The 20,295-nt window shown below is 64.1% G+C and carries 20 protein-coding genes; 18 read left to right on the top strand and 2 right to left on the bottom strand.

Translation table 11 applies throughout. From position 1 onward, the window contains the following. Window positions 1-3: 3 nt before the first annotated feature. The 14 genes from NKH06_RS18105 (at window position 4) to NKH06_RS18040 (ending at window position 13,393) form a co-directional block, all read left to right on the top strand. Window positions 4-630 carry a hypothetical protein gene (locus tag NKH06_RS18105; RefSeq protein WP_023810011.1) on the top strand — a complete coding sequence of 209 codons (627 nt, stop codon included), beginning with the start codon at window positions 4-6 and terminating at the stop codon, window positions 628-630. Continuing rightward, a complete protein-coding gene (locus tag NKH06_RS18100; RefSeq protein ID WP_352441898.1) occupies window positions 627-1,970 on the top strand; it encodes a MotB family protein in 1,344 nt (447 codons plus the stop codon). The genes NKH06_RS18105 and NKH06_RS18100 overlap by 4 nt, the downstream gene beginning before the upstream one ends. Then, window positions 1,967-3,346, top strand: coding sequence for a MotC family chemotaxis protein (locus NKH06_RS18095; RefSeq protein WP_352893608.1), 1,380 nt, complete (start codon window positions 1,967-1,969; stop codon window positions 3,344-3,346). The genes NKH06_RS18100 and NKH06_RS18095 overlap by 4 nt, the downstream gene beginning before the upstream one ends. A gap of 272 nt (window positions 3,347-3,618) precedes the next feature. Beyond that, a complete protein-coding gene (gene fliK / locus NKH06_RS18090) occupies window positions 3,619-4,725 on the top strand; it encodes a flagellar hook-length control protein FliK (RefSeq protein WP_245486093.1) in 1,107 nt (368 codons plus the stop codon). Further along, window positions 4,655-5,242, top strand: a complete 588-nt coding sequence (locus tag NKH06_RS18085) for a transglycosylase SLT domain-containing protein (RefSeq protein ID WP_352441895.1) — start codon at window positions 4,655-4,657, stop codon at window positions 5,240-5,242. The genes fliK and NKH06_RS18085 overlap by 71 nt, the downstream gene beginning before the upstream one ends. Window positions 5,243-5,464: 222 nt before the next feature. Next, window positions 5,465-6,133 (top strand): response regulator transcription factor, encoded by a 669-nt coding sequence (locus NKH06_RS18080; protein WP_013529780.1) that lies wholly within the window; start codon window positions 5,465-5,467, stop codon window positions 6,131-6,133. Between the two features lie 79 nt (window positions 6,134-6,212). Further along, entirely contained in the window at window positions 6,213-7,469 is a 1,257-nt protein-coding gene (locus NKH06_RS18075; protein ID WP_256745508.1) for a flagellar hook protein FlgE, read from the top strand. 27 nt (window positions 7,470-7,496) lie between these two features. Next, a complete protein-coding gene (gene flgK / locus NKH06_RS18070; RefSeq protein WP_352893607.1) occupies window positions 7,497-8,951 on the top strand; it encodes a flagellar hook-associated protein FlgK in 1,455 nt (484 codons plus the stop codon). A 4-nt stretch (window positions 8,952-8,955) separates the two neighbouring features. Continuing rightward, window positions 8,956-9,999, top strand: coding sequence for a flagellar hook-associated family protein (locus NKH06_RS18065; RefSeq protein ID WP_023810017.1), 1,044 nt, complete (start codon window positions 8,956-8,958; stop codon window positions 9,997-9,999). Between the two features lie 31 nt (window positions 10,000-10,030). Next, complete coding sequence (gene flaF, locus NKH06_RS18060; RefSeq protein ID WP_023810018.1) at window positions 10,031-10,378, top strand: flagellar biosynthesis regulator FlaF; 348 nt, start codon at window positions 10,031-10,033, stop codon at window positions 10,376-10,378. Then, window positions 10,375-10,818, top strand: coding sequence for a flagellar biosynthesis repressor FlbT (gene flbT, locus NKH06_RS18055; RefSeq protein ID WP_023810019.1), 444 nt, complete (start codon window positions 10,375-10,377; stop codon window positions 10,816-10,818). Before flaF ends, flbT begins: the two co-directional genes overlap by 4 nt. Further along, entirely contained in the window at window positions 10,818-11,225 is a 408-nt protein-coding gene (gene flgD / locus NKH06_RS18050) for a flagellar hook assembly protein FlgD (RefSeq protein ID WP_013529774.1), read from the top strand. The genes flbT and flgD overlap by 1 nt, the downstream gene beginning before the upstream one ends. A 24-nt stretch (window positions 11,226-11,249) precedes the next feature. Then, on the top strand, window positions 11,250-11,516 hold the full coding sequence (fliQ, locus tag NKH06_RS18045; RefSeq protein ID WP_013529773.1) for a flagellar biosynthesis protein FliQ: 267 nt from the start codon (window positions 11,250-11,252) through the stop codon (window positions 11,514-11,516). Between the two features lie 233 nt (window positions 11,517-11,749). Then, the gene (locus NKH06_RS18040; RefSeq protein WP_128303092.1) at window positions 11,750-13,393 is read left to right on the top strand and encodes an MFS transporter; all 1,644 of its coding nucleotides are present in this window, start codon (window positions 11,750-11,752) and stop codon (window positions 13,391-13,393) included. A gap of 49 nt (window positions 13,394-13,442) precedes the next feature. On the opposite strand, the gene NKH06_RS18035 is transcribed toward NKH06_RS18040, so the two are convergent. Both NKH06_RS18035 and NKH06_RS18030 read right to left on the bottom strand, forming a co-directional pair. Continuing rightward, entirely contained in the window at window positions 13,443-15,224 is a 1,782-nt protein-coding gene (locus tag NKH06_RS18035; protein WP_352441893.1) for a chloride channel protein, read from the bottom strand. A 127-nt stretch (window positions 15,225-15,351) separates the two neighbouring features. Next, complete coding sequence (locus NKH06_RS18030) at window positions 15,352-15,651, bottom strand: putative quinol monooxygenase (RefSeq protein ID WP_352794855.1); 300 nt, start codon at window positions 15,649-15,651, stop codon at window positions 15,352-15,354. Window positions 15,652-15,774: 123 nt separating this feature from the next. Here NKH06_RS18030 and flhA point away from each other — a divergent pair, with 123 nt between their 5' ends. The 4 genes from flhA to NKH06_RS18010 all read left to right on the top strand — a co-directional run bounded on the left by flhA (window position 15,775) and on the right by NKH06_RS18010 (window position 20,262). Beyond that, window positions 15,775-17,862: a flagellar biosynthesis protein FlhA gene (gene flhA / locus NKH06_RS18025; protein ID WP_127326668.1), complete on the top strand. Its 2,088-nt coding sequence runs from the start codon at window positions 15,775-15,777 to the stop codon at window positions 17,860-17,862. Continuing rightward, entirely contained in the window at window positions 17,859-18,611 is a 753-nt protein-coding gene (gene fliR, locus NKH06_RS18020; protein ID WP_127290444.1) for a flagellar biosynthetic protein FliR, read from the top strand. Before flhA ends, fliR begins: the two co-directional genes overlap by 4 nt. Window positions 18,612-18,613: 2 nt before the next feature. Then, window positions 18,614-18,997: a hypothetical protein gene (locus tag NKH06_RS18015; protein ID WP_352677085.1), complete on the top strand. Its 384-nt coding sequence runs from the start codon at window positions 18,614-18,616 to the stop codon at window positions 18,995-18,997. Window positions 18,998-19,176: 179 nt separating this feature from the next. After that, window positions 19,177-20,262, top strand: a complete 1,086-nt coding sequence (locus NKH06_RS18010; protein ID WP_352722611.1) for an ABC transporter ATP-binding protein — start codon at window positions 19,177-19,179, stop codon at window positions 20,260-20,262. Window positions 20,263-20,295 lie beyond the last annotated feature (33 nt).

The raw sequence follows: 20,295 nt of genomic DNA, 5'->3' as shown, positions 1-20,295 counted from the left end.
ACCATGCCCTCCGTAGCCCTCTTCGACCTTCTGCCCGATTTCGGGACGCGCGCGCAACGCGCCGGCCAGCCCCGGGCAGCAGTCGATCCCGACCACAAGCCCGAGACGCCGGCGCCACAAGCCGATATCGGCACGCTGATCGCCGAGGCGGTTGCCCAGGCGGAGGCAGCGCTGGAGGTCCGCCTGTCGGCTGCGCATGACGCCGCGCTCGAAGCCGAACGCCAGGCTAGTGCCGAGGAAGCAAGGATATTTCTCGAAAGCCTCGGCGACGATGTCGGCAAGGCTGTCTCGTTGCGCATCGATGCGATGGAGGCGCGCGTGACCGGACTTGTCGCCGCCACGGTCGCCCGCATCATCGGCGGCATCGTCAGCGACGATCTGCAGAAACGTTCGATCGATGCGTTGGCCGGCGCCGTTCGCGAAGCGGTTGGCGATGCCGAAGCGGTGCGCATCGTCGTGCGCGGCCCGCTCTCGATGTTCGAAACACTGAAGGCGTCGCTCGGACCCCGCGCCGCCAATCTCGATTTTGTCGAGGCGCCAGGCTTCGACCTGACCGTCGCCATCGACGAGGCGGTGTTCGAGACGCGCATGGCCGAATGGTCGACGACCCTCTCGGAGGTCCTGGCATGAGCGTCGCCGACGCCGATCACGGCCGCCACGAGATCATCATCGTGCGGCGCAGTCATGACGACCATGACGAAGCCCACCATGGCGGCGTCTGGAAGATCGCCTTCGCCGACTTCATGACGGCCATGATGTGCTTCTTCCTGGTCATGTGGCTGATCAACGCCGCCAACGAGCAGACCAAGGCAGCCGTCGCCAGCTACTTCAACCCGGTCAAGCTGGTCGACCGCAATTCGAGCCGCAAGGGCCTGGAGGATCTCGGCGACGGCCCGCGCGCCATGGGGCTGACGGCCGACGATCCGCAAGAGGCGACCAGCAAAGCCGGACAGAACGGCAATGCCGGCGCGGGCGCGTCGGACCGCAAGCAGGACAAGCAGGAGCCGCAGCAGGCGGAACGCACCGACGATCATCTCTTCGCCGACCCCTACGCGGTGCTTTCGGAAATCGCCGCGGATACCGGCGTCATGCAGAATGTCAGCCAGAAAGGCGACGGCGGCGTGCAGGCTGCCGGACCGGCTACCGGCGCCTCCGGTGGCGCCTCCTACCGCGATCCCTTCGAGCCGGATTTCTGGTCGCAGCAGGTCGCGGCGCCCGGCGCCGAAGCCAGCGCCGAGCGCACCAAAATCGAGGGCGATCCGGCCAAGCCCGGCGACAAGACCGCCGAAACGCAAGTGCTCAAAGTCAAAGCCGTGCCGCCTGTCGCGGCCGCCCCGCTTGAGCCGCAGGCAAAGGACGTGACCGGCAAGCAGGCCGCGAACCCTGCCACGGCAATGGCCGGCGAGACCAAACCGGACGGCACCACGGTCGCCGACGCAGCCAAGGCAGAGCCTGAGGCGCAAAAGGCCGCCAAGCCCGACGTCGGCGAGAAGGCGCCAACCGCGGCTGCCGTCAAGGCAGCGGCCGACGTCAAGCGGCAACTGGCCGATGCCTTCAAGCCCGGCGACAAGCTGCACGACGGCGTCTCGGTCGAAGCCACCGACAAGGGGGTCGTCATCTCGATCACCGACCAGCTCGACTTCGGCATGTTCGAGGTCGGCTCGGCATTGCCGAGACGCGAACTGGTGCTGGCGATGGAGAAGATCGGCCGCATCGTCAACAGCCAGAAGGGCACCATCAGCATCAACGGCCACACCGACGCCCGGCCGTTCCGCGGCGACAGCTACGACAATTGGCGCCTGTCGACGGCGCGCGCGCATTCCGCCTACTACATGCTCGTGCGCGGCGGCGTCGACGAACGCCGCATCACCGAAGTCGCCGGCTTCGCCGACCGCCAGCCGAAAATAGCAGCCGATCCATTGGCGGCCGCGAACCGCCGCATCGAGATCCTGATGGCGACCGGCGGATGAAAAGAGCGGCCGTCACCCGCCGGTTGATTGGCCTGTTGCTGCTGGCCGGCGGACACCCGTCGACCGGTTTCGCCCAGGATACGCTGCAGCCGTATCAGTTGGTGCGCTCGCTGCAACTCATCCAGGACCGCATAGCCGCCGGCGATCATGCCGCCCTGCCGATGCAAGCCAAGCTGCTGGAGATGGCAGATGCGCGCCTGCGGGCGGCGAATGCCGAGGACTACAAGGATCCCAAGAACTTTCGAGCTCTGCTTGTCTATGGCATGAGCGGCGGCAACCCGGTGACCGTCGAAGCGGCCACGTCGCGCGCTACGACGGACCCGCAAAGCCTTGCCATCGCCAAAGGCGTGATTGATTACCTCAACGGCCGGCCCGGCGAGGCTATCGAAGCCTTGAGGCCGATCGATCCCATGGCGCTGCCCCCGGATCTCGGCGCCTTCCTCGCCCTGGTCAAAGGCTCACTGCTTGCCGGCGATCAACCGGCGACCGCACTCCGTCTGCTCGACGAGGCAAGATTGCTCAGCCCCGGCACGCTGGTCGAGGAAGCGGCACTTCGCCGTTCGGTTGGCCTTGCAGTCGCGCAAGGCGACGCGGCACGCTTCGCCCTTGCTTCCACCCAATATGTCGAGCGCTATCTCTATTCGCCCTATGCCAGCCAGTTCGCCGACTCCTTCGTCTCCGGCGTCATCGCGCTGCACATGTCGATCAGCCAGGACAAGCTGGGCGACATCACCTCGATGATGGATCCCGAGCGCGAGAAGGTGATCTATCTGCGCATCGCCCGCCGGGCCGCGATAGACGGCCTGAACGACTTGTCGGCCTTCGCTTCGGCGCGGGCGGAACAGGGCCGCGACGGCAACACCAATCAGGACGATCCACGCGCCCTGCTCTATGCCAGCCTTTCCACCGTCACCTCGGGTACAATCGAGGACGTTCGCGCCAAGTTCGGCAAGATCGACCGCAGCCGGCTGTCGGAGGGCGACCGCGCTTTGCTCGACGCCGCGCAGGCCATTGCCGGCGAGGTCGTCGCGCCGCCCACCGCCCTTCCGGCGGAAAAGCCTGCCCCAGTTCCTGCCGCCGCGGCGCAGCCGGTGCCCGAGATCGCCACGGCGCAAGGCGCCGATGACAGTGGCCTGCCGCCGGTCGAAGGCGCCATCTCGGAGCAACCCGCCGTCACCGCGGCCTCCGGCGGACCAGCCGCCAATGCGCCGGACATGGCAGCAGCGGCATCCGCCGACCCTGCGACTGTCATGCCAGCGTCGGCACCGTCACCCGCAGCCGGTCCAGAGCCCGCCGATCCGACCGACGCCGCCATGACCAGAACACGTCGACAGCTCGACCTGATCGACCAGATGCTTGGAGCCGCCCCAAAATGACCACCAGCCTCGGCTCGGCCTTGCCAGGATTTGCCTCCACGCGCGCGACGTCGGAGCAGCCGGCCGCGAACGGCAGGAACGATGACGCCGGCTTCGGCGAGATGCTGCGCGACGATGCCGGTGCTGCCCGCCCGGAACGGCAGCCTTCGACAGAGGCGGGATCGCGCGACCAGCGCTGGAGCAAGCTCGCTGCCGGCCTTGCCGGGCATGACGCCAGGGCCGAACCAGCATCGGCCGAGCCCGGAAGGACCATCTCGGCCAAAGTGGCAAACGTGAAAACCGGCAAGGACGATTTGGAAGAAAACGCGAAGGCCGACGCTGAAGATACGGCGCCGGATGCCGGGCCGCTTCAGGACGACCTGCCGCTGCTGATCGCGTTTCATGACCTGCGGCATTTCGCGACAACGGCCAAGGCAGCCGGGGGCAATACGGCCACCGGCGAGAATCCGTCGGACCCGGCGCTCGATGGGCAGGCTTCACTGCCAAAGACCTACCGGCCAAAAGCCGCGGGCGGACGCGAAGCACTCGAAACCATGTCGAAGCCGGAGCAGGCGTCGATCGTCGACGGACCTTTGACGGCGTTTGACGGTCAGTCGCCGAGCGCTGCCTCCAGCGCGCCAAAACGCGACGCCGCAGCGGCGGCCCAGAAGCTGTCGGACGCACCGGCCGCCGATGTGCCCGGCGTGCGGTCGAAGCACACCGCGAATGCGATGAAGAGCATCGAGGATGTCCAGTCCTCGATGCGTCCAGAAGCGGGAAAACAGTCCCTGTCCACTGCGCGCATCGACGTGGTGTCGGAACGGAGTTTCCCCGCACCGCCGCAAAGTCCCATCAGCCAGGCAGCCCTCAATGTGATCAACGCCATAGCCGCCGACGCCGGGCCGCAAAAGGCGCTTTCAGCCTCACCCACGACTACCCATCTGGCCAGCTCTGTTGCCGTTCCGACACATGTGTTGAAGATCGAACTCCACCCCGCCGAACTCGGCATGGTGACGGCCAATCTTCGCCTCTCCGGGGAACAACTTTCGATTGAGCTGAAGCCTGAAACGCATGACGCTTATCGTCGGCTGTCGGCCGACAGCGAGGCCATCGTCAAGTCACTGCGGGGGCTCGGCTTCGAGGTTGACAAGGTCACGATACTGCAACCTTCGGTAGCAGCTCCCGCTACAACCCGGACGGATGCAACCGCTCCTATGGCGGCGGCGACAGGCCGCGATCCAGCATCCTTTCAACCGGGGAATTCGGGCAGCGGTAACGGTGGAGCCGGCGGCCAGCAACCGGGCCAGCAATCCTCAGGGAAACGCAACGATGACGCGCAGGACTACGGCCGCGGCACTTCGCCTGCTCGCGAGCGCGCTGGCGGCGATATCTTTATCTAGCGCGGCAAGCGCTGCCGCAGCTACGGCCAACCCTTGCGAGCCGGAAATCCTGCGCGCTGCCGATCGTTATGGCGTGCCCGCCGGCATCCTCTATGCGGTTGGCCTGACGGAGACCGGAAACAAGGGCAGCCTTCAACCCAATGCCTTGAATATAGAAGGAAAAGCAGTCTTTCCGAGGAGCCGGACCGAGGCCCTTGCCGCCTTCGCCAATGCCCGGCGCGAGGGCAAGACCCTGATCGATCTGGGCTGCATGCAGATCAATCACCACTATCACGCATCGCATTTTCGCAGCGTCGAGGACATGCTCGACCCACGCCAGAACGTCGACTATGCGGCGCGCTTCCTGGCCAGCCTTCATGCCCGTCACGAGACCTGGTCGATGGCCGTTGCCCGCTATCATGCCGGTCCCGACAACGACCCGGCGCAGAAGATCTATGTCTGCCGCGTCATTGCCAACATGGTCGCCACCGGCTTTGGAAAATGGACCGCGAACGCCCGCGGCTTCTGCAACCCGTAAGCGCATTTCCCGTTACTAATAGACCAACCGTACAACCCGAATTGTTGGTTTGACTTGATCATACCTTGCCGCCGAAAGCACATCTGGCCGCCCGCTAATGCAACCGGTACGATTCCAGACTCCCAAGAAACTAGCTACAAGAAATGACGGTTGTTCAGGATTCCCGCCAGCGGATACGCCTCTCTTCACGGGGCAAATGATTTGATTCGGAAGGCGGGGCCGATGATTGTGATCGTTGACGAGCGCGAGCTCGTAACAGAGGGATACAATTCACTTTTCGATCGTGAGGGCATCGCCTGTGCAGGCTTTGCGTCCGGCGAATTCGGTGAGTGGGTGAACTCGGCCGCGGACACCGATCTGCGCTCGGTCCGGGCCTTCCTCATCGGCGACTGCCGCGAAGGTTCCATCTCTCCCCGCCAGATCCGCGACCGCACCGGCGCTCCGGTCATTGCGCTCAGCGAACAGCATTCCCTGGAGAACACGCTGCGGTTGTTCGAGAGCGGCGTCGACGACGTCATTCGCAAGCCCGTCCATATCCGCGAGATCCTGGCCCGCATCACCGCCATCCGCCGCCGCGCCCAGGAAGACGTCGCCTATACTGAGATCGGCGCCATGCGCATCTTCATGGACGGCCGCGACCCCGAGATCGACGGTCAGCCCCTCCCCCTGCCGCGCCGCGAGCGCCGCATCCTCGAATATCTGGCGAGCAATCGCGGGCGCCGCGTCACCAAGACCCAGGTTTTCAACGCCATCTACGGCATCTTCGACGAAGAGGTCGAAGAGAACGTGGTGGAAAGCCACATCAGCAAACTGCGCAAGAAGCTGCGCGAGAAGCTGGGCACCGACCCGATCGATTCCAAGCGTTTCCTCGGCTACCGGCTCGTCTTCTGATGCAGCGCCGCGCCAGCCTCGCGCAAGAAAACATGCGTAGCCTCGTAGCCAGCAGCATGGACACAGCGGAGACGTTTCGATGAGCCTCTACGGAATGATGCGGACCGGCGTTTCCGGCATGAACGCCCAGGCAAACCGCCTATCGACGGTGGCCGACAACATCGCCAATTCCGACACCACCGGCTACAAGCGCTCCTCCGCCGAATTCTCGACGCTGGTCATGCCGTCGACCGGCGGTGCCTACAATTCCGGCGGCGTCACCACGACGATCCGCCAGGCGGTCAGCGATCCGGGTGTGCTTCAATACACGACCTCGGTTTCCGACCTTGCCGTCAGCGGCGATGGCTTCTTTGTCGTTCAGGATCCGAGCGGCACCCCTTACCTGACCCGGGCCGGCGCTTTCGTTCCCGACGGTCAAGGCAGACTGGTCAACTCGGCCGGCTTCCAGTTGATGGCGTACAGCTACGACAACGGCGTACCGGCAGCGACGGTCAATGGCTTCGAGGGGTTGGTCCCGGTTGTCATCTCAGACCAGGGAATGACTGCAACACCGAGCACTGAGGGCAGCTATGCCGGCAACCTGCCGGCCGGCGCGACCCCGATCGCCGCCGGCAATCTGCCCACCACCAATGCTGTCGGCGCGCAGTACACCTCAAAATCCTCCATGGTTGCCTACGACAATCTCGGCAACAAGAAGCTGCTCGACGTCTATTTCACCAACACCGGCGCCGGCACCTGGCAGGTCTCGGTCTTCGATCAGTCTCAGGCCACGGCCGGGACAGCATTCCCCTATACCGGTGGCGCGCTGGGCTCGGCCAACCTGACGTTCGACGCCACCACTGGCAAGCTCACCGGCGCCGTCGACAGCGTCTCCCTCACCGTGCCCAACGGCGCCGCCTTTTCGCTCGATCTGTCTGCGCTGACCCAGCTTGGCGCCGGCTTCACGGTTTCCGACGCCCAGGTCAACGGCAACGCGCCGAGCACCATCGACAAGGTTCAGATCAGCAAGGACGGCACCATCTACGCGCAGTACAAGGACGGCTCCACCAAGCCGCTCTACAAGATCCCGCTGGCTGACGTACAGAGCCCGGATCAGCTCACCGCGCTGCCTGGCAACGTCTATTCGCAGGGCACCGAGTCCGGCGCGGTTCGTGTCGGCTTTGCCAATGAAGGCAAGCTCGGCTCCATCATCTCCGGCGCGCTCGAGAATTCCAACGTCGACATCGCCGAAGAGCTGACCAACATGATCGCGGCGCAGCGCAGCTACACCGCCAATTCGAAAGTCTTCCAGACCGGTTCCGATCTGATGGACGTCCTTGTCAACCTGAAGAGATAAGACGGGCGTCGCCCGCGAAAGACCCGCATGTCACTGTCTACCGCATTGAGTATCGCCCAGTCGGCGCTTATGAACACCGCGCGACAGACCAGCGTTGTCTCGCGCAACGTGGCCGACGCCTCCAACCCGGACTATTCACGGCGTCAGGCCGTCGTCACCAGCACGGCGCCGGGCGCGCGTTCGGTCGATATCCAGCGCGCAGCCAACGAGCTTTTGTTTCGCCAGAATCTCGGCGCGCTGTCGGCCTGGAGCGGGCAGAACGCGCTCTACAGCGGCATGGATCAGCTGGGCGTTGCGGTCAATGGCGTCGACAATGCGTCCTCGCCCTCGACCGCGATCGCCAACCTGCAGCAGGCGCTGCAGCTCTACGCCACCTCGCCGTCGAACCAGAACCTCGGCGCCTCGGTCATCGACGCCGCCAAGCAGGTCGTGCGCTCGCTCAATGAGGGCTCCAAGGCAGTCCAGGATTTCCGCACCCAGACCGACGGCCAGATCGCCACGGCCGTCGATGACCTGAACTCGCTGCTCGGCCAATTCCAGGATGCCAACACGGCCGTCATGTCCGGAACCCGTTCCGGCACCGACGTTTCCGATGCGCTCGACCAGCGCGACGCGCTTTTGAAGAAGATTTCGAACTATGTCCCGGTGTCGACCTTCACGCGAGGCGACAATGACATGGTCATCACCACCGGTGACGGCACGACTTTGTTCGAGACGATACCGCGCACGGTCACCTTCGCGGCGTCGGCAGGCTATACCGCGGGTGCCGCCGGCAATGCCGTTTACATCGACAACGTGCCGATCTCGGCGGGAGCCGGCGGCAACACCAGCGCCAGCGGCACGCTTGCCGGCCTGCTGCAATTGCGCGACGGCGTCGCCTCGACCATGCAGAGCCAGCTCGATGAGACCGCGCGTGGCCTGATCACCGCTTTTGCCGAGACCGCACCCTCGATGGCCAATGCCGCCGGCCTGTTCACCTGGTCGGGAGCGCCGGCCGTGCCGGCCGCCGGCACGCTGGTCACCGGCCTTGCCGCGTCCATCAGCGTCAATGCAGCGATGGACCCGAGCACCGGCGGCAACCCGACGCTGCTGCGCGACGGCGGTGCCAACGGTGCGGCCTATGTCGCCAACACGGGCGGCGGCGCGTCCTATTCCAACCTTCTGGTTGCCTATGGCGACCGGCTCGACCAGCCGATGACTTTCGACCCCGCCGCCGGCGTTTCGGCAACCTCCAGCGTATCCGACTACGCCGCCAGTTCGATCGGTTGGTTCGAGAGCGTGCGCCAGCAGGCTTCGACCGCCTCCGACGCCAAGGAAGCACTGGCATCGCGCAGCGCCGAGGCGCTGTCCAACGCGACCGGGGTCAATGTCGACCAGGAAATGTCGCTGCTGCTCGACCTCGAACACACCTACCAGGCATCAGCCCGGATGATGAAAACCGTCGACGACATGTTGACGGCCTTGCTCAACGCGGTGGGATAATTCCATGACTTCAGTCTCCTCGGCCGCAATCTCCAATGCCATGCGCTCCCAGCAGATGCGCATGCAGGCCGAACTCGTCAAAGCCACCAAAGAATCCTCGACGGGCCGGGTCGCCGACGTCGGCCTGGCTCTCGGTGGGCGCACCACCCAGGCCGTCACCTTCCAGCGCGATCTTGACCGGCTCAACGTCATCATCGATTCCAACGGCCTTGTCGGCGCCCGGCTTTCCTCGACGCAGACCTCGCTTGGACAGCTCTCCACCGCCGCGCAGACCTTTCTGTCCGCCCTGACCACCGCTTCCTCGAGCGACTCGTCCAACAGCCTCACCCGGGACTCCGGCAAGGCGACCATCCAGCAGCTGACCTCGATCCTCAACACCAGCGTCAATGGTGAATATCTGTTTGCCGGCACCAACACAGACGTCAAGCCGATCAACGATTTCACCGCTGCCGGCTCTCCTGCCAAGGCTGCATTCGATACCGCTTTCCTCACCAATTTCGGTTTCACCCAGGACGACCCGGCAGCGGCCAACATCACGGCTGCCCAGATGGACGATTTCATCACCAATGATGTCGTGCCGCAGTTCACGGGCGCGGGTTGGCAAGGCAACTGGTCGAACGCCACCGACCAGCAGATCGTCAGCCGCATCGCACTCAACGAAACCACACCGACTTCGACCAGCGCCAACAGCGATGGCATTCAGAAACTCGCCATGGCGGCAGCCATGGTCAGCAGCCTGATGTCCAGCAACATCAGCCAGGCGGCGAAGAATACGGTTGTCAGCCGCTCGACCACATTGGTTGGCGAAGCGCTGAGCGGCATTGGCCAGCTTCAATCCGAGACCGGCATCGTCCAGAAGCGGGTTTCCGATGCCAACGATCGGATGAAAACGCAGGTCGACCTTTTCGAACGGCACATTCTCGATCTGGAAGCCGTCGATCCGGCGGCAGCCGCGACACGGGTCGCGGACCTGACACAGCACATCGAAACGTCTTTCGCGTTGACCGCACGCCTGCAGCAGCTCAGCCTGTTGAATTACCTGACCTGACAACGCTTAACGGAACGGTAGAGCCCCAACGATGTACCAATTCTCCTACGCCGACATCCAGAGCAACTCCGTTGCCGACGCGAAGGACCGCGAGCGGGAGCTTCTGACCCGCTCGATCGACATGCTGGCGGCGGCAGCAGCGGCCGGCCACGATTCGATGGAGGCGATCGAGGCGCTTCACTTCACCAACCGCGTCTGGACCGCCTTCGTCGAGGATCTTGGCTCCAGCGACAACGCCCTGCCCAAGGAACTGCGCGCCAACCTCATTTCCATCGGCTTGTGGCTGCTGCGCGAGGCGGAGGACATCCGTCAGGGCCGCACCAACAATTTCGAAGGGTTGATCGAGGTGTCCCAGATCATCAGGGACGGCATTCAATGACCAACACGCTGAAGATATCGCTGAAGCCGAACGAAAAGATCTACATCAACGGCGCCGTCATCCGGGTCGACCGCAAGGTCACCGTCGAATTGATGAACGACGTCCAGTTCCTGCTCGAAAGCCACGTGATTCAGGCCGACGATGCCTCGACGCCGCTCAAGCAGCTTTATTTCATCCTGCAGGTCATGCTGATGAACCCGGCCGGCGCCGCCGCCGCACGCGACATGTTCCGCCGTTCGCTGCCGCTGCTTCTGGCAAGCTTCGAGGACACCCAGATCTGCAGCGCGCTGAAACAGATCGACCGCATGGTCGGCGAGGATCATATCTACGAGGCGCTGAAGGCGATCCGCGCGCTTTATCCGCTCGAACGCCGCGCGCTGGGTGGTAATGACGATGTTTCGGGTGCCGAGCGCCCGTTGGCTGTGGGAGCACGATACTGATGAACGTGGACATGACGACGACGATTCCGACCGGCGCCAATCAGGCCACGGCGTCGACCTCGAAGACAGCGGTCGACTACCAGTCGTTCCTGAAGCTTCTGATCGCCGAGATGAAGAACCAGGATCCAACCAAGCCGATGGATTCGACGCAATATGTCGCCCAGCTCGCCACCTTCTCTCAGGTCGAGCAATCGGTGCAGACCAACACCAAGCTCAATCAGATCATGCAGTCCTCGGCGCTGTCGCAGGCCGACGCACTGATCGGGCGCTCGATAACCTCCGCCGACGGCCTGACGACGGGCACCGTGGCTTCGGTGCGCCTCGCCAGCAACGGTCTCATCGCCGTGCTGCAGAACGGCACCGAAGTCGCGGTCGGTCCGGGAGTTTCGGTCAAGGCAGCAAGCTGACGCTTTCGGCAGAGAGCCAGTCCCATGAATGAGGCCGACGCTCTCGACATCGTCCAGTATGCGGTGTGGACGGTGCTCGTCGCGTCGGCTCCGGTGGTGCTGGTCGCCATGGTGGTCGGCATCGGCATCGCCCTCATCCAGGCGCTGACGCAGGTGCAGGAGATCACCTTGACCTTCGTGCCGAAAATCGTCGCCATCATGCTGGTGGTGGCGCTGACCGGCCCCTTCATCGGCAGCCAGATATCGGCCTTCACCAACGTCATCTTCGAGCGCATCCAGAACGGGTTCTGAACCTGTTCCAGGAAGGTGTGCCCGCGCGCCATGCCGTTCGCCCTTGTCTGAAGACAGACGCCACTGATCCCAGCGGCACCTCCGGACCCACTGCAGACAAGGCCTGGACCGCCTCTATCCCATTGTTGGACCATGAGCTTTTTTGCCCTTTTCGGCGCCCTGCCCTACTTTCGGCAAACGGTCTGCGCAAACGGATTGTCTGACGAGCAGGCACGACATGGCAGGAACCCCAAATGATTGACGAAAAGCCGGACAGCGAGAGCGTCTCGGCGCTGGCGCCCTTCCGTCACGGCATTTTCCGCGCCGTATGGGGCGCAAGTCTCGTCTCGAATTTCGGTGGCTTGATCCAGGGTGTCGGCGCCGCCTGGATGATGACCACGATCGCCACGTCGCCCTATCAGGTGGCCCTGGTCCAGGCTTCGACCACCTTGCCGATCATGCTGTTTGCACTCGTAGCCGGCGCCATCGCCGACAGTTTCGACCGGCGCAAGGTGATGCTGGTCGCCCAGACCTTCATGCTGGTGGTGTCGGTGCTCCTGACCGTGTTCACTTATTCCGGCCTGATCACTCCATGGACGCTGCTTGCCTTCACCTTCCTGATCGACAGCGGCACCGCGCTCAACAGCCCGTCATGGCAAGCCTCCGTCGGCGATATCGTACCCCGCAACAAGGTGCCGGCGGCCGTCGCCCTCAATTCGATGGGCTTTAACCTGACGCGCAGCGTCGGTCCGGCGATCGGCGGCATCATTGTCGCCGCGGCCGGTGCGGCGGCCGCCTTCGCGGCGAACGCGGTGAGCTATATCGGCCTGATCGTCGTGCTGGCGCGCTGGAAGCCGGACGTGCCCATGTCGACCTTGCCGCGCGAGTCGCTGGGGGCCGCCATGGGCGCCGGCCTGCGCTATGTCGCCATGTCGCCTAACATCGGCAAGGTGCTGGTCAGAGGTGCTGCGTTCGGCTTCAGTGCAGGCGCTGTGCTTGCGTTGCTGCCCCTGGTGGCGCGCGATGTCGTCAAGGGCGATGCGCTGACCTATGGCATCATGCTCGGCGCCTTCGGCATCGGCGCGGTCGGCGGCGCCTTGATCAGCGTCAGGCTGCGGCAGTTGCTGTCCAGCGAGACGATGGTGCGCTGTGCTTTTGCCGGCTTCGCTGTCTGCGCATTCAATGCCGCCGTCAGCCAGCATGCCTGGCAGACGTCGCTCGGCCTGCTTGTCGGCGGCGCCTGCTGGGTGATCGCGCTTTCGCATTTCAACGTCACGGTGCAGATGGCGACGCCGCGCTGGGTGGTCGGCCGGGTGCTGTCGGTCTACCAGACCGCGACTTTCGGCGGCATCGCGCTCGGCAGCTGGATCTGGGGTGTCGTCGCCGATGCGCACGGCGCCGAAACCGCGCTGATCGCAGCCAGCGTCGCCATGCTGGCCGGCGGCGCCATCGGTCTTTTGCTCCCGCTGCCGCAACAGCAGGTGCTCAACCTCGACCCGCTCAATCGCTTCAAGGAACCGCACCTTGCGCTTGACCTGAAGCCGCGCAGTGGTCCCATCGCCATCATGATCGAGTATGTGATCCGGCACGAGGACGAACCGGAGTTCCTCGCCATCATGGCCGAACGCGGCCGCATCCGCCGTCGTGACGGCGCCCGCAACTGGACGCTGGCGCGCGATCTCGAGAATCCCACCGTATGGATCGAGCATTATCACACGCCGACCTGGATCGAATATATCAGGCACAATGGACGCATCACCCATGCCGACGCTGTCATCGGCGAACGCGTGCGGGCCCTGCACAGCGGCGACGAACCGCCGCGGGTGCGACGCATGATCGAGCGCCCGACCACCGCCGGCACGGCCCTGGTGATGGCCAAGGGACCGATCGAGCATTAGGGCTCCGCAACCGCGCCCCCTGTCGCAGGCACCCCGCTTGGCCCTCCCGTCACCCCTCGCCCGACAGGTCCCGGCGCGCCTTGTCGAGCTCCTCGGCATAGCGCCGCATCAAATGGCCTTCGGTCAACAGCCCCAGCACGATGTGGTCGGTGAAATCCTCGACGACAGCGAGTTCTTCGGCGCCCGCCCGCTGGAATGTTTCCGCGGCGGCCTGCACGTTCATGCTCGGCACCAGCACCGCGTCCTTGTATTTGGCAAGATCGCGCACCGGGACCTCGCCGCCGGAAGGATCGCTGTGCAGTTCGGCTACGATAAGCACGCCGACATAGTGGTCGCCCGCGTCGACGGCGATGACGCGCTGGGCAGAGCCGAGCGGCACTTGCTTGCGGAAGGCTGCCAGCGTCGTCGAGGCATAGATGGTCTTGATGTCCTTGCGCATCATCGAACCGACTGTGAGGCTGCGCATCCAGCCGACATCGTGGGCGCTGCGGATGGTCTCGCCGCGCAGATGGAAGCGCCATGTCGAGAACGAGTAACCGAAGGTTTCGCGCACCAGGATCGCCGACATGATCGAGGCGGCCAGCACAACGCCGGTCAGCGTCAGGTCGCGGGTCGATTCCAGCGCCAGGAAGGTCATCGTCAGCGGACCGCCGACGACACCGACTGCGAGCGACGTCATGCCGACGACGGCGGCAACGGCAGGGTCGATGCCGGTTGCCGGCGAGACGACAATCATCACATCCGCGAATGCCTTGCCGAGCAGCGCGCCGAGGAACAGCGAGGCGAAGAACAATCCGCCGCGAAAACCCGACCCCAGCGACACCGCCGACGCCGTCAGCTTGAGCACGAAGACGCTGGCCACCACGGCCAGCCCGTAATTCATCGAGAATTCGCGATGCAGCGCGCCATGGCCGCTTGACAGCACTTGCGGGGTGATAAGACCCAGCAGCCCGACGATGACGCCACCGATGACGGGGCGCAGCGCCGCATCGATCGACAGTCTGGCAAAACCACGTTCGATCAACGTCACCAGATGCATGATGGCGATCGAGGCGGCACCGCCGAGCAGGCCGAGCAGCAGGAACGGCACATACTGGCTGGCGGTGAGCGCAGGCAGGCCCGAAAGCTCGAGCGGAAACGGCACGCCGCCGAACATTTCGGCGGTCAGCGAGGCGCAGATCGCGGCTGTCAAGACCGGTGCGACATTGGCGACAGAGTAGATGCCGATGACCAATTCGAAGCCGTAGAAGGCGCCGGTCAGCGGTGCATCGAAGGCGGCGGCGATGGCGCCGGCCGCACCACAGCCGACCAGGATGCGGACATCGTTGCGGCGCAGCCTGAAGATGCCCGCCAGCCGCGATGCCAGCCCGGAGCCAACCTGCGTATAGCCGGCTTCCAGCCCGACCGAGGCGCCAAAACCGCTGGAGATCATCGTCTGGCCGGCGATGATGAAGGTGTCGGTCAGCGACATGCGCCCGCCATAGAGCGCATTGGCTTCGATCGGGTCGATCGGCGTGCGGAATTTCCGTATCCTGAGCCAGACCACCGTCAGCCCCAGCAGCATGCCGCCGATCGCCGGTATCAGCGCCTGCATCGGATTGGCGAGCGAGAACATGCCGGAAAGCCGGCCGCCTGGCTGAACGCCGAACAGCAGCCCGTGCAGGTCCTGCACGATCTGGCTCATCGCCGTGACCAATATGCCAGCCATCACGCCTACGACACCTGCGAGGATGACCACCACGATGCCGCGTGCCTCGAGCAGAGGCAACGACCTGACCAGCACCGCGCGCAACCGGCGGGCGTAGACTTCGCTGTGGTTTCTGGAAAGCACCCGGGCGGCTCGCCGATATCGAAAGGCAGTGGAAAGCCAGCCTGATACGCCCGGCGGCACGGCATGGCAACCACAATGCCGACAGACATCACACAGCGGGCGCGATATCGATCGGCCGATGGACCGTTCAGGTCGGCATGGGCTCGCCGGCTTCATAGAGCACGAGGTTGCGCTCGCCTATGCCAAGCGCCGGCCAGCTCGCACGCCAGTCCGCAATGTGCGGCGAGGCGAAATGCGCGTCGAGCGCCGCCCTGTCGCTCCAGACTTCCGTGACCCGGATGAGCCCGGCATCGAAAACATCCTGCGCGTAACAATATTCGAGGCAGCCGGGTTCCGCGCGGCTGCCGGAAACCATGCGCTGCATGGCAGGCTTTGCCTCCTCAAGCTTATCGGGCGGCAGGCGGATTGTGCCAATGATCAGCAGCATGCGATTTCCTTTCGAAGACGCGGACCAAGGCGCAGTAGCCAGTCTCCCACCCTCGCGCAAGCTTGGCGGACTACCCTCACAGGGCTGTCGTGCGCTCGGCAGTCTACGGGGTTTGAGGACGATATGGCGATCAGCGAAAGCATTCAGCCCGGCGCGGTGGCCAAGAACGGCCGCGACGTCTTCTTCGCCATCGGCATCGTCATCATCCTGGCCGTCCTGTTTCTGCCGATTCCGGCCTTTCTCATCGACATCGGCCTCGCCTTCTCGATCGCGCTTTCGGTGCTGATCCTGATGGTGGCGCTGTGGATCCAGCGGCCGCTCGATTTCTCGTCGTTCCCGACCGTGCTGCTCATCGCCACCATGCTGCGGCTGTCGCTCAACATCGCCACCACGCGCATGATCCTGTCGCATGGCAATGAGGGCACGCATGCCGCCGGCTATGTCATCGCCGGCTTCTCCAAGCTGGTGATGGCCAGCGACTTCGTCATCGGCCTGATCGTCTTCATGATCCTGATCGTGGTGAACTTCATAGTCATCACCAAGGGCGCCACCCGTATCGCCGAAGTCGGCGCCCGCTTCACCCTCGACGCCATCCCAGGCAAGCAGATGTCGATCGACGCCGACCTGTCGGCCGGCATGATCGACGACAAGACAGCGCAGCTGCGCCGCCGTGAACTGGAAGAAGAATCTTCTTTCTTCGGCTCGATGGACGGCGCCTCGAAGTTCGTGCGCGGCGATGCCATCGCCGGCCTCATCATCACCGCCATCAACATCGTCGGCGGCATCGCCATCGGCTACATCAGGCACGGTATGGGCATGGGCGAAGCCGCCGACGTGTTCATCAAGCTGTCGGTCGGCGACGGCCTCGTCACCCAGATCCCGGCCCTGATCGTGTCGCTCGCCGCCGGCCTGCTCGTCTCCAAGGGCGGCACGCGCGGCTCGACCAACCAGGCGGTGTTCGGCCAGCTCGGCGCCCACCCGCGCGCCCTCTATGTCGCGGCATCGCTGCTGGTGCTGCTCGGCCTGATGCCCGGCCTGCCGCTGTTCCCGTTCTTTGCGCTGGCCGCCGGCATGGCCGGCCTCGGCTACGTCATCCCGATGCGCGCCAACCGCGCCGTCGCCGAAGCCGAGGCGATCAAGGACCAGGAAAAGGCGACTAAGGTCGAGGAGGAGAAGAACTCGGTCAAGGCCTCGCTCGCCACCGCCGAGATCGAGCTTTTGATAGGCAAGCAGCTGTCGACAAGGCTGCTGACGTCGCATCAGGAACTGGTTTTCCGCATGGGCAAGATGCGCAAGAAATTCGCCACCCAATATGGCTTCGTGGTGCCGGAGGTGCGCGTCGCCGACGATTTCGCCATCCCGCCGAAGAGCTACCAGATCAAGGTGCACGGCACCGTGGTGGCCGAGTATCAGATGCGCGTCGGCGAGATCATGGTGCTGCTCGGCAACCGCGACATACCCGAGATACCGGGCGAGGAAATCCGCGAGCCGGCCTTCGGCATGCGCGCCTATTCCGTGGTCGAAGCCTTCGCCGAGGATCTGAAGCGCGAGAACTACACCTTCGCCGACAACATGTCGGTGCTGCTCACCCATCTCTCCGAGGTCATCCGCAACAACCTGCCGCAGCTTCTGTCCTACAAGGACATGAAGGCGCTGCTCGAACGCCAGGACCAGGAGTACCGCAAGCTCGCCGACGAGATCTGCACCACGCACATCTCCTATCCCGGCCTGCAGGCGGTGCTGAAGCTGCTGCTGGCCGAACGCGTCTCGATCCGCAATCTGCACCTGATCATCGAGGCGATCGCCGAGATCGCGCCGCATGTGCGCCGCACCGAGCAGATCGTCGAGCATGTCCGCATCCGCATGGCCCAGCAGATCTGCGGCGACCTGTCCGAGGGCGGCGTGCTGAAGGTGCTGCGCCTCGGCAACCGCTGGGACCTCGCCTTCCACCAGAGCCTCAAGCGCGACGCCAAGGGCGAGGTGCGCGAATTCGACATCGACCCGCGCCAGCTCGAGGAGTTCGGCCAGGACGCGACCAAGGCGATCAAGAAATATCTGGAAGCCGGCGAGCGTTTCGTCCTCGTCACCGCGCCCGACGCCCGCCCCTATGTGCGCATGATCATCGAGCGCCTGTTCACCACGCTGCCGGTGCTCAGCCATGTTGAAATCGCCAAGGGCGTCGAGATCAAGGTGCTCGGAACCATATCGTGAGCGTGCTGTCGCAAGGCGTCGTCATCGCGGCGTTCCTGGCTTTCTGCCGCATCGGCGCCTGTTTCATGCTGATGCCGGGCCTCTCCAGCGCCCGCGTCCCGGTCCAGGTCAGGCTGTTCGTGGCGGTCGCCGCCACCGGCGGCCTGCTCGCCTTCCTGTGGGACAAGATCTTTCCTTTCGTCGACCCGCGCCCCCAGATCCTGGTGCCGATGATCATCTCGGAACTTCTGGTCGGCGGCCTGATCGGCGCCATGACCAGGCTCTACATGGAAGCCCTGCGCTTCATGGGCTCGGCCATCGCCATGCTGGTGGGCTATGGCGGCAGCGGCGGACCGGCGATCGAGGAGCCCGAACCCCAGGCAGCCCTTGCCGCCATCATCTCGTTCTCGGCGCTTTTGATGCTGTTCGTCTTCGATTTCGACCACGAAATAATACGCGCGCTGGTTTCCTCCTACACGGTCGCGCCGGTCAACATCTTCTTCAACCCGCAGGCAGCCCTTGTCGATGTCACCGACACGGTGTCGGACACCTTCTTCCTGGTCATCCGCCTCGGCAGCCCGTTCGTCGCCTATGCCATTCTCGTCAATCTGACGATCGGCTTCGTCAACAAGCTGACCCCGCAGATCCCCATCTATTTCATCTCCCAGCCCTTCATCATCGCCGGCGGCATGATCATCTTCTATTTCGCCGTCGGCACCATGCTGTCGCTGTTCGTCGACGGCTTCGTCGACCTGACATTGGCGAGGTAGAAATGAGCACGCGCAAGGACCGCCTCAAGAAGCTGGTCAAGGTGCAGGAACAGCTGAAGGCGCTGCACGAAACCCGCCACGCCACCTTCCTTGCGGCGGCCAGTACCGCCGAGGCCGAGGCCAAGGAACTGGTCGGCCATTTCGACCAGGCCGATTCGCTCTCCGCCCTGTTTCCCGATCTCTACCATCGCCGCATTGCCCAGGCGGTGGTGCGCCAGGAGGCGAACCTGGCGAGCGCCAGGCAGGAAGCCAACCTCATCGCCGCGGCGACCGCCCGCACCAACATGGTCGAGCGCGCCTACAAGGACGTGCGCGACCGCGACGAACGCGAACGCTCCGACCGCGAGCGGCTCGATATCATCGCGCAGAAGCGGACGCAGGAGTAGCTGGGAGGATTGTGTGGCGCGAAGCGGACGCTCCAAGGTTCGGCTTTCCCGTAAACGCTTTACAGCCCGGTTTGGTAGCGCTACCGTTTCGGCCTAGCGTGAGCCTGGGAGGAGCCAGGGCTGTCGCTAGCGGAAGCGTTGTTCCTTCGACGACGTCGCGGGAATTGTTGGGAGGACCGATGGCGTCTGTCGCAATTGGCGAAGTCTATAAATCATTCGGCGCTGTCGAGATCCTGCACGGGGTCAGCGTGAACATCGAGGACGGCGAGTTCGTCACTCTGGTCGGACCGTCGGGCTGCGGAAAATCAACCCTTCTCAGAATGATCGCCGGCCTGGAAAAGATTTCACGCGGCCAGATCGCGATTGGCGAACGTGTCGTCAACAACGTTGCGCCCAAGGAGCGCGACGTCGCCATGGTCTTCCAGAACTATGCGCTTTATCCACACATGACCGTTGCCGAGAACATGGCGTTCTCGCTGATGCTCAAAGGAGTTTCCAAGCCGGAGAGCGATGCCGGCGTGCGCCGCGCAGCCGAAATCCTTGGGCTGGTGCCTTTGCTGGCGCGCTATCCTCGGCAGCTTTCCGGCGGCCAGCGCCAGCGCGTCGCGATGGGCCGCGCGATCGTGCGTGATCCGGCGGTGTTTCTCTTCGACGAACCGCTGTCCAATCTCGACGCCAAACTCAGAGTGCAGATGCGCGCCGAGATCAAGGAACTGCACCAGCGCCTCAAGACCACGACAGTCTACGTCACTCACGATCAGATCGAAGCCATGACTATGGCTGACAAGATCGTGGTCATGCATGACGGCATCGTCGAGCAGATAGGGCCGCCGCTGGAACTTTATGACCGGCCGAACAATCTTTTTGTCGCCAGCTTTATCGGCTCGCCGGCCATGAATTTGCTGAGGGGCGAGATCGCTTCCGACGGCTCACCCTCGTTCCGCGGCGCCGGGGGGATTTCAGTCCCGTTGGCCTCGGCACTTTCCATCCGCAATGGCGAGCCTGTGGTGCTGGGAATAAGGCCCGAGCATTTGCGGCTGTCCGACGAGCAGGGCATTCCGGTCACCGTCGCGGTGGTTGAACCAACCGGGTCCGAAGTGCAGCTCATCGGCAGGACAGCCGGCGGCGAAGAGATCGTCGCGAATTTCCGGGAACGACATTCCTTTACGCCGGGCGAAACCATCCGGCTTACGGCCGAGCCCAGCCTCATTCATCTCTTTCACGCAGAAACCGGACAGAGATTCCAAACACGTACCGATCAGTAGGACCATAGGCAAGGACAACAAACAGGAGGAAAC

It is taken from the genome of Mesorhizobium sp. M1342, assembly GCF_040317955.1.
In the GTDB taxonomy this organism is placed as follows: domain Bacteria; phylum Pseudomonadota; class Alphaproteobacteria; order Rhizobiales; family Rhizobiaceae; genus Mesorhizobium.
This window is presented reverse-complemented; position numbering and strand designations above follow the sequence as displayed.

Bases quoted from the DNA above. Each gene is read 5' to 3' on its own strand.
- NKH06_RS18105 (WP_023810011.1), top strand. From the start codon at position 4: ATGCCCTCCGTAGCCCTCTTCGACCTTCTGCCCGATTTCGGGACGCGC.
- NKH06_RS18100 (WP_352441898.1), top strand. From the start codon at position 627: ATGAGCGTCGCCGACGCCGATCACGGCCGCCACGAGATCATCATCGTG.
- NKH06_RS18095 (WP_352893608.1), top strand. From the start codon at position 1,967: ATGAAAAGAGCGGCCGTCACCCGCCGGTTGATTGGCCTGTTGCTGCTG.
- NKH06_RS18085 (WP_352441895.1), top strand. From the start codon at position 4,655: ATGACGCGCAGGACTACGGCCGCGGCACTTCGCCTGCTCGCGAGCGCG.
- NKH06_RS18080 (WP_013529780.1), top strand. From the start codon at position 5,465: ATGATTGTGATCGTTGACGAGCGCGAGCTCGTAACAGAGGGATACAAT.
- NKH06_RS18075 (WP_256745508.1), top strand. From the start codon at position 6,213: ATGAGCCTCTACGGAATGATGCGGACCGGCGTTTCCGGCATGAACGCC.
- flgK (WP_352893607.1), top strand. From the start codon at position 7,497: ATGTCACTGTCTACCGCATTGAGTATCGCCCAGTCGGCGCTTATGAAC.
- NKH06_RS18065 (WP_023810017.1), top strand. From the start codon at position 8,956: ATGACTTCAGTCTCCTCGGCCGCAATCTCCAATGCCATGCGCTCCCAG.
- flaF (WP_023810018.1), top strand. From the start codon at position 10,031: ATGTACCAATTCTCCTACGCCGACATCCAGAGCAACTCCGTTGCCGAC.
- flbT (WP_023810019.1), top strand. From the start codon at position 10,375: ATGACCAACACGCTGAAGATATCGCTGAAGCCGAACGAAAAGATCTAC.
- flgD (WP_013529774.1), top strand. From the start codon at position 10,818: ATGAACGTGGACATGACGACGACGATTCCGACCGGCGCCAATCAGGCC.
- fliQ (WP_013529773.1), top strand. From the start codon at position 11,250: ATGAATGAGGCCGACGCTCTCGACATCGTCCAGTATGCGGTGTGGACG.
- NKH06_RS18040 (WP_128303092.1), top strand. From the start codon at position 11,750: ATGATTGACGAAAAGCCGGACAGCGAGAGCGTCTCGGCGCTGGCGCCC.
- NKH06_RS18030 (WP_352794855.1), bottom strand. From the start codon at position 15,651: ATGCTGCTGATCATTGGCACAATCCGCCTGCCGCCCGATAAGCTTGAG.
- flhA (WP_127326668.1), top strand. From the start codon at position 15,775: ATGGCGATCAGCGAAAGCATTCAGCCCGGCGCGGTGGCCAAGAACGGC.
- NKH06_RS18015 (WP_352677085.1), top strand. From the start codon at position 18,614: ATGAGCACGCGCAAGGACCGCCTCAAGAAGCTGGTCAAGGTGCAGGAA.
- NKH06_RS18010 (WP_352722611.1), top strand. From the start codon at position 19,177: ATGGCGTCTGTCGCAATTGGCGAAGTCTATAAATCATTCGGCGCTGTC.